The 10,563-nt window shown below is 41.9% G+C and carries 9 protein-coding genes and 1 pseudogene; 7 read left to right on the top strand and 3 right to left on the bottom strand.

The window, feature by feature from the left end; translation table 11 throughout:
* Together RMY64_RS29340 and RMY64_RS29335 are read right to left on the bottom strand one after the other, a co-directional pair.
* Positions 1-623, bottom strand: a pseudogene (locus tag RMY64_RS29340) (hypothetical protein); the annotation flags it as partial.
* Positions 624-983: 360 nt separating this feature from the next.
* On the bottom strand, positions 984-1,163 hold the full coding sequence (locus RMY64_RS29335; protein ID WP_322701847.1) for a hypothetical protein: 180 nt from the start codon (positions 1,161-1,163) through the stop codon (positions 984-986).
* Between the two features lie 556 nt (positions 1,164-1,719).
* On the opposite strand from RMY64_RS29335, the gene RMY64_RS29330 reads away from it, so the two are divergent.
* From RMY64_RS29330 to RMY64_RS29310, 5 genes are all read left to right on the top strand, one after another.
* Positions 1,720-2,217, top strand: a complete 498-nt coding sequence (locus RMY64_RS29330) for a hypothetical protein (protein WP_322701846.1) — start codon at positions 1,720-1,722, stop codon at positions 2,215-2,217.
* Between the two features lie 324 nt (positions 2,218-2,541).
* Positions 2,542-4,992: a phenylalanine--tRNA ligase subunit beta gene (gene pheT / locus RMY64_RS29325; RefSeq protein WP_322701845.1), complete on the top strand. Its 2,451-nt coding sequence runs from the start codon at positions 2,542-2,544 to the stop codon at positions 4,990-4,992.
* Positions 4,993-5,282: 290 nt separating this feature from the next.
* A complete protein-coding gene (locus tag RMY64_RS29320) occupies positions 5,283-5,552 on the top strand; it encodes a YciI family protein (RefSeq protein ID WP_289799149.1) in 270 nt (89 codons plus the stop codon).
* Positions 5,553-5,580: 28 nt separating this feature from the next.
* Positions 5,581-5,841 carry a hypothetical protein gene (locus RMY64_RS29315; protein ID WP_322673793.1) on the top strand — a complete coding sequence of 87 codons (261 nt, stop codon included), beginning with the start codon at positions 5,581-5,583 and terminating at the stop codon, positions 5,839-5,841.
* The gene (locus RMY64_RS29310; protein ID WP_322701844.1) at positions 5,822-6,616 is read left to right on the top strand and encodes a Tab2/Atab2 family RNA-binding protein; all 795 of its coding nucleotides are present in this window, start codon (positions 5,822-5,824) and stop codon (positions 6,614-6,616) included. Before RMY64_RS29315 ends, RMY64_RS29310 begins: the two co-directional genes overlap by 20 nt.
* Positions 6,617-6,718: 102 nt before the next feature.
* Here RMY64_RS29310 and RMY64_RS29305 read toward each other — a convergent pair whose 3' ends face one another.
* On the bottom strand, positions 6,719-7,618 hold the full coding sequence (locus RMY64_RS29305; protein WP_322673791.1) for an aspartoacylase: 900 nt from the start codon (positions 7,616-7,618) through the stop codon (positions 6,719-6,721).
* A 236-nt stretch (positions 7,619-7,854) separates the two neighbouring features.
* On the opposite strand from RMY64_RS29305, the gene RMY64_RS29300 reads away from it, so the two are divergent.
* A complete protein-coding gene (locus RMY64_RS29300) occupies positions 7,855-9,057 on the top strand; it encodes an AGE family epimerase/isomerase (protein ID WP_322673790.1) in 1,203 nt (400 codons plus the stop codon).
* Positions 9,058-9,164: 107 nt separating this feature from the next.
* Positions 9,165-10,562 carry a serine/threonine-protein kinase gene (locus RMY64_RS29295; protein WP_322701843.1) on the top strand — a complete coding sequence of 466 codons (1,398 nt, stop codon included), beginning with the start codon at positions 9,165-9,167 and terminating at the stop codon, positions 10,560-10,562.
* Position 10,563: the final 1 nt, after the last annotated feature.

Here is a 10,563-nt window from a genome sequence, read left to right as displayed (position 1 = left end):
CCAGTAAAGGGGTTGCCGCTACCACCAGATGCATTACCACTAGATGCGCCACCAGCAAAGGAGTTGCCGCTACCACCAGATGCATTACCACCAGATGCGCCACCAGCAGATGCATTACCACCAGATGCGTTCCCACCAGATGCGCCACCAGCAAAGGGGTTGTCGCTACCACCACCTAATGCACTAATATCACCGCCAAGGACTCCGATGAGTTGATTGAACGGATTATTGGTATCAGTTAAAGCCCGCTCGTCAAGTGGTCGCTCGTAATTATATTTGTACTTTCCATCTTCACTGGTTGTGGATGAGTTACCACCACCGATGAAGGAAGTGAAAGGATTACTACCGCTAGCAGCACCACCAAAGCCATCGCTACCAGAGCCACCGCCACCAGAGACACTGCTACCGGAGGCACTGCCACCAAAGCCACCGCTACCGGGGCCACCGCCACCAGAGACACTGCTACCGGAGGCACTGCTACCGGAGCCACCGCTACCATCTAAACTGCTGCCATCGCTGGACTGCCATTTGCCATCACTGAAAGAAAAATTGCTATTACCAGTTAAATTGTTACTAGTACTTTGTGACCCAGTTGTTTGATTGCTATTGCCAGAAGTTGCCATTAGAATTAAACTCCTATTACTCAAACTGAAATACCTCTATCAAGAGGAAGATTAACGACATGAATGAAAGCATTTTTTTTACTTTTATTTTCAATAAAAATTACTAATAAAAACAGCAATCACCACATTTAGTAAAAGTATATAAAATCAGATTTACATTTAAAATGAACAAAATTTCGATTGGATTGCCTATTCTTTAGATTGGATTGTCTATTCTTTCGATATTGTTGAGATAAATTTCAGCAAATTGTCCGATAATCCTGATAGTGAATGCTTTAGAGGCAGTTTGTACAGTAATTTGTTCGGCTCAAAGAGGGGCAAATTTATCTCTTTGGAGTTCGACAACACAATGCAATATAATTACACTACAAAAAAGAGAAAAGTGTAATTTTTGTAGTCTATTGAGTGAGAAAATATTACTTGTGAGGTTTTATCGAGTTTTAAAGATTCAAGTTCTGCGATCGCTCTAGCGATCGCATCTAAATTACTCGCGATCGCAACCAATGTTAAGAACCAACGAGAAAAATCAGCATTTCTCATTTGATTTATTTTCCAAGTCTCAAAGCCATATCTCCGATGGGCTACGCCTTGTGAAATCGCGATCGTTGCTCATTTCAATAAGCTGGGCTTGTTGAGAATAGAGAAAAAATAATGTCCCTTTTACATAATGTAATAATTGCTAAACTATGCACTAATAGTGCTAGAAAGTAAAACTAGAGTGAATTCTCAAGATAAATTAAGCAACGAATTGTTGAAAAGCGCTGTTGAAGTTTTTGAAATCAGAAAAAAGCTTGTGTATTTAGATTGCTCGATTTATGGTATTTTAGCTCAAGCGTGAGAAACCAAATGGTTCTCAATCGTAATGGTTATCCAAGAAGCAATGTCTAGACGGGCGCTTCCTGAGCGCACCCGTATCCCTCCGGGGAAGCAAGCTAGCAAGAGCGTCTACGATAGGAGAAGGGCTGCGCCTACGCACAAAAGTTAGCTAATTGCGTTTTATCTTTTAAAGCTTCACTCTAGCAGAACATAGAACAATTTATCAGCCTGCTTTCTGGCTCAACTAATAATAAAATTTCCTAATTATGGAGTATAAAAAATGAAAAGTGTAGTAAGCGCAGCAGTTATATTAACATTGATTGGTGGAGCAAATTGTCTTCCTAGCTATGGAATATTATCAAATATCAAGCCTTCAAGCATAGAAGTTAAATCAATTGCTCAAGGTAATCATCAACAATTGATGGCTAGAGTTGGAACTACTTTAAATACTCCATTTTATCTGAGATATGGAAGGACAGCTTACCTCCCCACTGACAATATTGAAATCAAATTTTCAAAAGTTATCCAGGATTCTCGGTGTCCTTCTGATGTAACTTGTATTTGGCAAGGGCAAGTTATTATTGGATTAGACATCATAAAAAATGGTCAGCAAGTTTCAACATTAACGCTAACTCTTGTCCCAGGTCGTGATGCTTTACCAATTCAATTTTTAGATAAGTATTCGGTGAGATTGATAGGGGTTTCCCCGTACCCAAATAGCAAAAAGGCGATCGCGCTCAAAGACTACATTGCTAAAATTGTTGTTAGTAAAAATTAGATGACTAAATAATTCGTAATTCGTAATTCGTAATTCGTAATACTCGCCTTTGGCGAGAAGCAAGCTACGTAATTCGTAATTCGTAATTAAAAAAGTTAGATTTAATCTGGATTTTCAGCTTTACATCTATAGCCTGATTTTGGATAATCGGTATTTCTTGCCTGCGTAGATAGATTCTCAGTATTTACTTATTTTTACATTGCCTGTCTAACGTAGTAGGATTGTTCAAGTGAAAGGGTGTGCCTTGCGGGGCGAGTAGCCATCGATCGCTAGCAGGCATCCTAAAATAAGAGCAAAAGACGATTCCTAAAACAAGCACACTCCATGCGTATTTCTCTAAATTGGCTGCGCGAACTAGTAGAGATAAAACTTAGTCCAGAAGAATTAGCCGAAACCCTGACAATGGCGGGGTTTGAGGTTGAAGAGATTGAAGACCGCCGCACTTGGGCAAATGGCGTAGTGATTGGCAAAGTGCTTGAGCGTCAACCCCATCCCAACGCCGATAAATTGAGTGTTTGCCAAGTGGATATCGGTACAGGTGAAACTTTAAATATTGTCTGTGGCGCTGCCAATGTGAAGGCAGATATCTATGTACCTGTGGCAACTACGGGTACTTACTTACCCAAAATAGATTTAAAAATTAAACCTGCAAAACTACGTGGTGTCCCATCTCAGGGCATGATTTGTTCTTTAAAGGAACTTGGTTTGCCTACCGATGTAGACGGAATCCACATTTTTACCCAGGAAAATTTACCATTGGGTAGTGATGTGCGGCCGTTGTTGGGTTTAGATGATGTAATTTTAGACCTGACGGCAACTGCAAATCGCGCTGATGCTCTGAGTATGGTAGGTGTAGCCAGAGAAGTAGCAGCTTTAACGGGTGGAAAGTTGAGCATTCCTGAACCTGCTGAAGTATCTATTCCCAAAAATGCCGGAAATTTAGCTTTAAAAATTGCCGATACCCAAGCTTGTCCTGCATACATCGGTACGGTAATTGAACAGGTGAAAATTGCTCCATCTCCCGAATGGCTGCAACAGCGTTTGCGGGCGGCTGGGGTACGTCCTATCAGTAATGTGGTGGACATTACTAACTACGTTTTGTTGGAATGGGGACAACCACTGCACGCCTTTGATGGCGATCGCCTAAAATCTATTGCAAGTAGTGAAAATTTAACCATCGGCGTTCGCTTCGCCAATAATGGAGAATCGCTCAAAACCCTGGATGGACAAACTCGCACCCTGATAACCCAAAATTTGTTAATCACCGCTAACGACAGGCCCGTTGCCCTGGCGGGAGTCATGGGTGGAGAAGAAACAGAAGTCCATCAAGGTACTCAAAGCCTAGTTTTAGAAGCAGCTTTATTTGATTCTGTGGCAATTCGCCGTTCTTCCCGGAGTGTGGGGTTAAGAAGTGAGGCTTCTGGCAGATACGAACGGGGAGTTAATCGGGCTGAGTTGGAAATAGCTAATCGCCGCGCCTTATCCTTAATTAGCGAATTAGCGAGTGGAATTATAGTCCAGCAAGAAATTGCCGACACCCGCCCCGATCCGTCTACCTGGAGTCGTTCTATCGCCCTGCGTTTAGAGCGAGTTAATCAGATATTGGGGCCGATAGATTTAGGAGAAGATACAGGCGAACTGCAAAAACAAGATGTTGAGCGCATCCTAACTGCATTGGGGTGTCAGTTGACTTCTTCAGGAGAAGATAGCAGCCATCAACCTAGATGGTCAGTTTCCGTACCGCCCTATCGTTACCGCGACTTAGAGCGCGAAATTGATTTAATTGAAGAAATCGCTCGTCTTTATGGTTACAACAAATTCTGCGATACCTTACCAGAAAAAGCGGAAGCTGGCTATCTGCCTTTAGATGAAGAAGTGATTCGCAAATTACGAGCTTTCCTCCGGGCTGAAGGATTGACAGAATTAATCCACTATTCTTTAGTCAAACCAGGAGAAGACAGAAATATAGTACTGTCCAATCCCTTATTTGTCGAATATTCAGCGCTGCGAACCGATTTGATCTCTGGATTAATTGATGCCTTTCAATACAATTTAGAGCAGGGTAATGGTGCCCTTAACGGTTTTGAAATCGGGCAAATTTTCTGGCAAGAAGAAGACGGTTTGCAAGAAACAGAAGCGCTGGCGGGAATTATCGGAGGCGATCGCACCCTTGGCAAATGGTCAAAAAGTGGACGCGAAGAACCTATCACCTGGTTTGAAGCCAAAGGCATTTTAGAAAGTGTATTTCGGCAACTTAGCTTGCAAATCGAATTTCAACCCGATCGCCGCGACGATCGCTTACATCCAGGACGCACCGCTTCCCTGTGGATTCGGGGTAACAGACTAGGGATTTTTGGGCAACTCCATCCCCAACTGCGACGAGAAAAAGGTTTACCAGATTCCGTTTACGTTTTTCAGTTGGATCTAGATGTACTTTTAGATTCTCTGGGAGAAGATGAAGTTCTCGTCCCTACATTCCAGCCTTATTCTACATATCCAGCTAGCGATCGCGACATCGCCTTTTTCGCACCCGTGAAAATCTCAGTTGTCGAAATTGAAAAAGTAATTACCAAAGCTGGTAAAGATTTACTCGAATCGGTGGAATTATTTGATGAATATCGCGGCGAAAACGTCCCCGAAGGACAACGGAGTTTAGCATTCCGCTTAATTTATCGGGCTAGCGATCGTACTCTGACTGAGGCTGAAGTCGAACCAGTACATAATAAAGTCCGCGAAGCTTTGGTGGAAAAATTCGGTGTTAACTTGAGAAGTTAGTCATTTGTCATTTGCTAGGAGTGAGAAATTAATAATATCAAGTCCGGGTAATTAGTTTGATTTCCACAATTATTACACCCCACCCCCAACCCCTCCCCGCAGGCGGGGAGGGGAGACAAAGCGTAGCTTTGGCGGGGTGGGGTTCTTGAAGTTTAATAAGTAACCAAGCGAACATGATATAATTCCTCACTCCCCGATGCACTGGCTGCAAAATCTAAAATCCAAAATCCAAAACTTGTACTGAGCGAAGTCGAAGTATCCAAAATCCAAAATCCAAAATAGTCTTAACCATGCCTAAATATGTACTCTGGGGAACTTACTGCGAAGACGTTATCGAAAAACGCGCCCCCTATCGTCAAGCTCATTTAGACGGATTAGCAAAACAGAAAGAATCCGGTGTGCTGATTACTATCGGCCCCACCAAGGATGTTACAAAAGTTTTTGGGATTTACGAAGCCGAAGACGAAGCCACTGTGCGCCAGTTAATTGAAAACGATCCTTACTGGAAAAATGGCATCTGGACTGAATATTCAGTCAAAGAATGGATTCAGGCTTTATAAATTGGTGTTGGGCATTGGGCATGGGAAGATGAGCTTGAATGTTGAACCTTTGAACTCGGAAGTTGAACCTCTGAACTCGGAAATTATACCTTTGAACTCGGAAGTTGTACCTCTGAACTCGGAAGTTGCACCTTTGAACTCGGAAGTTGCACCTTTGAACTCGGAAGTTGAACCTCTGAACTCGGAAGTTGAACCTCTGAACTTAAAACTTTCAGCTATTTCTCCCATCTCCCCATGCCCAATGCCCCATGCCCCATCCCCCCATAATTATGAAAACTTGGCAGGTTGATTTTTATCGTCGTCCCTCACAAGATACGTCTGGACAAATTTTATGGGAATTGTTGATTTGTGACGCAACTCGCAGCTTTGAATATGAAGCCACCTGTCTCCAGTCAGCAGCAAATTCTAATTGGGTTGCGACTCAACTTGAGCTAGCTGCTGGTGAAAAATTGCCAGATGTAATTCAGGTGTTTCGTCCTCAGTCTCTAAACTTAATTGAGGCGGCTGGACGCAATTTAAGTATAAATGTCGAACCTACCCGCCACACCTTGGCGTTAAAGCAGTGGTTAGAAGAAAAGCAATATCCCTCAACCCTGGATAAACCACCCCCAACACCATTACCAGAAAACCTTTGGGGAGAACAATGGCGTTTTGCAAGTTTAGCTGCTAGTGATGTAGAAACGAGATTTAGCGATCGCCCCATTCCCATTTTGCACATTCCAGAACATTTCAAACCCATCAATTTAGGTTTGGCATCAACAGTCCCCGTTCCTGGTGTCGTAATTTATGGAGGACGGCAATCAATGCGCCTAGCACGGTGGTTGCAGCAAGCCCGTGCCGTCAGCTTGAACTACATTTCTGGCGCACCGAATGGCTTAATATTAGAAGCTAGCTTGGTAGATAGGTGGATTGTTGCCACATTTGAAGATCCAGAAGTTACAACAGCAGCCCAAGCATTTGAACAACGCAAAAAACATTGCCGAGGATTGCATTTTTTGTTAGTTCAACCCGATGATTCTGGTATGACTTATAGCGGCTTTTGGTTATTGCAGACAGAAAATTGATATTAATTGCCAAAAATATTTGTCTGTAGTTCTGGGATTTGTGGTTTAGAGGTGTTAGAGAATAAAAATAGAGATAAAAGTGAGACAAAGGCAATGAACAACTTAAACTATTTCTTCCTGCTTTTGACTTAAATACATCGCAATTCCTTTCTCGTAGTAAGCTGCTTCATTAATAAAAATAGGATAAACAGTAGACGCTCCCTCATAGAAAATATCTTTTCCTTCAAAAGTCAGAAACATTGGATCGCCTGGATGCAAAGGTTCATAATCCCTAAACTGAAGCTGGGGGTGAATCATGGCTTGAATTTCCCCGCGTAGGCGCAGCCCACCGTAGGCATCGCTTCTCGGATAATCGATAGTCTGAATGTATTTATAAAGTGTAAGGTGATTGCTTGTCTGCGGAATATTACCCTGATTGCACCTTTCAAAATAATCTAAAACTGCATAAATAAGCTGTTCTGTCTCCTGAAATAATTTAGCGTTTAAAACATTTTGAGCTACAGCACCAACTTCTATAACAAAACCCAATTCGCACAAAGAACGGAGAAAACCATTTTCTTTGGATTCCTGATTAATAAAGACTTTCACCAAAGGATTGATAGAACTTAAATAAGCGCCTAACCGGAGCAAGAAAGGATGCATATCACAAAAAATCAGACTTAACCCCATATTGGCAGTTGTGCTGTGCAAATCAACAATTACATCTACAAACGGCTGATTTTGCGGTTGCAATATCTGTTGAATTGCTTTTGCCCGCATATCTTCATAACTTGAGAGTTGGGGATTTTGTAAACCTTGATTAGTGAAACAACGATTTAAATCTTTTTCAATGTATCGTTTGCCTTCTTCAATAGCTTTGAGATTGCCAAGTAATGCCAGAGTTTCAAAACTTGCCCTGTTAATTAAATTAGGATATTGCTGAAACTTTTTGACTAAATGTACTCCTGTTAACTCATTACCGTGGTTTCCTCCAACGATCGCAACTCGTTCAATCTGACTCATAACAACCTCACTGGCTCCCCTACGGTTATTGAGAATGGTGCAAGATACAAGATAGAAGTATAACTGCTGCTGACTAAATCTTGTAAAAGTCTGACGCGATGTCTACGACGGGCGGTTCCTGAGCGCAGCCGTAGGCGTAGCCTCTCGTAGAGAAGGGCTACGCCTACGCTACAAGTTCAAGCCAAAATGTGATAACTGTTAAGCTGTTGGTTTTAGCACAAAAGGGGAGGAAATTTATGGAGTATAATTTTCAAGCGATGCCTTCGGCGGGCTACGCCTACGCTGAACTTTACAAAAACGCTCTCCTCAACGACGTACTCCCCTTTTGGGAAAAATATTCTCTTGATTGGAAGCAAGGCGGCTATTTCACCTGCCTCGATCGCGAAGGCAAAATTTATGATACAGACAAATTCATTTGGCTGCAAAACCGCCAAGTATGGACTTTTTCCATGCTTTACAACCAGCTAGAAAAGCGCGAAAATTGGCTAAAAATTGCCAGCAACGGCGCTAATTTTCTCGCCCAACATGGTAGAGATAGCGATGGTAACTGGTACTTTGCCCTCACCCGTGAAGGGAAACCATTGGTTCACCCCTACAACATCTTTTCTGATTGCTTTGCAGCGATGGCATTTAGTCAATATGCACTTACTGGCGGCGAAGAATGGGCAAAGGATGTGGCGATGCAGGCTTATAACAACGTATTACGCCGCAAAGACAACCCGAAGGGCAAATATAATAAAACCTATCCCGGCACACGCCCGATGAAATCATTGGCTGTACCGATGATTTTAGCCAACCTGACTCTAGAAATGGAATGGTTGCTACCAAAAGAAGCACTAGAGAATGTCCTAGCTGAGACAGTCCGCGAAGTGATGACCGATTTTCTCGACCAAGAACGGGGACTAATGTACGAAAACGTTGCCCCTGACGGTTCCTACATCGATAGTTTTGAGGGAAGGCTGATTAATCCAGGTCACGGGATCGAAGCGATGTGGTTTATCATGGACATCGCACGTCGGAAAAACGACACCAAAACTATTAACCAAGCCGTCGATGTGGTGTTAAATATTCTGAATTTTGCTTGGGATAGCGAGTACAGCGGACTGTATTACTTTATGGATGCAGATGGTCATCCCCCACAACAATTGGAATGGGATCAAAAGCTGTGGTGGGTTCACCTAGAGTCTTTGGTTGCATTAGCGATGGGCTATCGCTTGACAGGGCGTGAGGTGTGTTGGGAATGGTATCAAAAGATGCACGATTACGCCTGGTCGCATTTTGCTGATTCAGAATACGGTGAGTGGTTTGGCTACCTGAATCGGCGTGGAGAAGTATTGTTAAACCTCAAAGGTGGCAAATGGAAAGGATGTTTTCACGTACCGCGTGCATTGTATCTTTGTTGGCAGCAATTTGAGGCGATCGCTACTCCTTTGCAATAAACTTCTTACATTTCTCTAAGGCTTGTTGCTGACTTAAGTAATCTTACAGTGGGGTAGTAACAAACAGGAAAGCTATAAAAGCGACAAAGCTTTGGAGTCACGAGCAAATGACAAGTCGAGAATTACCAGATTCTAACCAAGAAATCCTGTTGGAAAGGTATCAAGTGCAACAGGAACTAGGCAAAAAAGCCGGACGGCGATCGCTGCTAGCTCGTGACTTACAAACTCTAGAATTAGTAGTGGTCAAAATACTATCCTTTGGTAATGAATTTGAATGGAACGACCTCAAATTATTTGAGCGGGAAGCTGAAACTCTCAAAGCACTATCCCACCCAGCTATTCCTCGCTACCTTAACTACTTTGAGCTAGATTCACCCAACAGTAAAGGATTTGCACTCGTACAAAGTTATATCCCAGCCCAATCTCTAGAAGCACAACTAAAAGCTGGGCGTAGTTTCAGTGAAGAAGAAGTTAAGGAACTAGCAAAAGCCATTCTAGAAATTCTCAAATATCTGCATGGTCGTCAACCGCCCGTGATTCATCGTGATATCAAACCAAGTAATATTCTATTAACAAATCGCTCTGGTAATAGTGTTGGTGAAGTGTACTTAGTAGATTTTGGTTCAGTACAAACCATCGCCAGAAGAAGCAGCACAATTATAGTAATGGGAACTTACGGCTATGTACCACCAGAACAATTTAATGGTAGAGCTATTCCTGGTTCTGACCTTTACAGTTTGGGAGCAACTTTAATTTATTTAGTAACAGGTCAGCATCCAGCCGATTTACCACAAACTGACTTGCGGCTTGAATTTGAACAGGTAGCTAATATTAATCCTACTTTCAGCAGTTGGTTAAGGAAAATGACAGAACCGATTGCGAATCAACGTTTGACTTCTGCTGAAGACGCTTTGCAAGCTTTAAACAAACCAGGAAATACATCTCAGATTCCCAGGATACAAAGTAATTTACCCCCTAGAAAACCTCCTGGTAGTAAAATTGTCTTGATTAAGAATGCTAACTCTTTAGAAATTTTCATTTCACCTAGAGGTTTCTTTAGCCAAAGAACTATTATGACCTTAATTATATTTCTACTAATTCTTTTATTTATTCCTGTTTTACCAATTTTTTATGCTGGGATAAACATTTTCACATTAGCATCTTTAATATTATTTTCATCAATTGTAATTTTATTATTTATTTATACTTTTATAGGTATTTTTGGTAAAAAGAAGCTTTGTATTAATCGTCAAAAAATTGCCTTGATTTATGAATTGTTTGGAATTAAACGTCTTCACCCATCTCCAAGTTCTAGACAAGATATTCTACGTCTAGAACGAAGTAAGGATACTTATAATCAACCTTGCTTGACAATTTGGGCAGCAACTAAAAAGTATGACATCTTAACTGGTGAATTGCATTTTTTTCCTGCCACTCCTCCAGAACTTGACTGGTTAGCTTATGAACTTAGTGATTGGCTAGGCTTACCAATTACAAAAGAATAAA

It is taken from the genome of Nostoc sp. DedQUE08 (genome assembly GCF_034530895.1).
Taxonomy (GTDB): Bacteria; Cyanobacteriota; Cyanobacteriia; order Cyanobacteriales; family Nostocaceae; genus Nostoc.
Note: the sequence above shows the minus strand (reverse complement) of the source record. Positions and strands in the feature narration are given on the sequence as shown.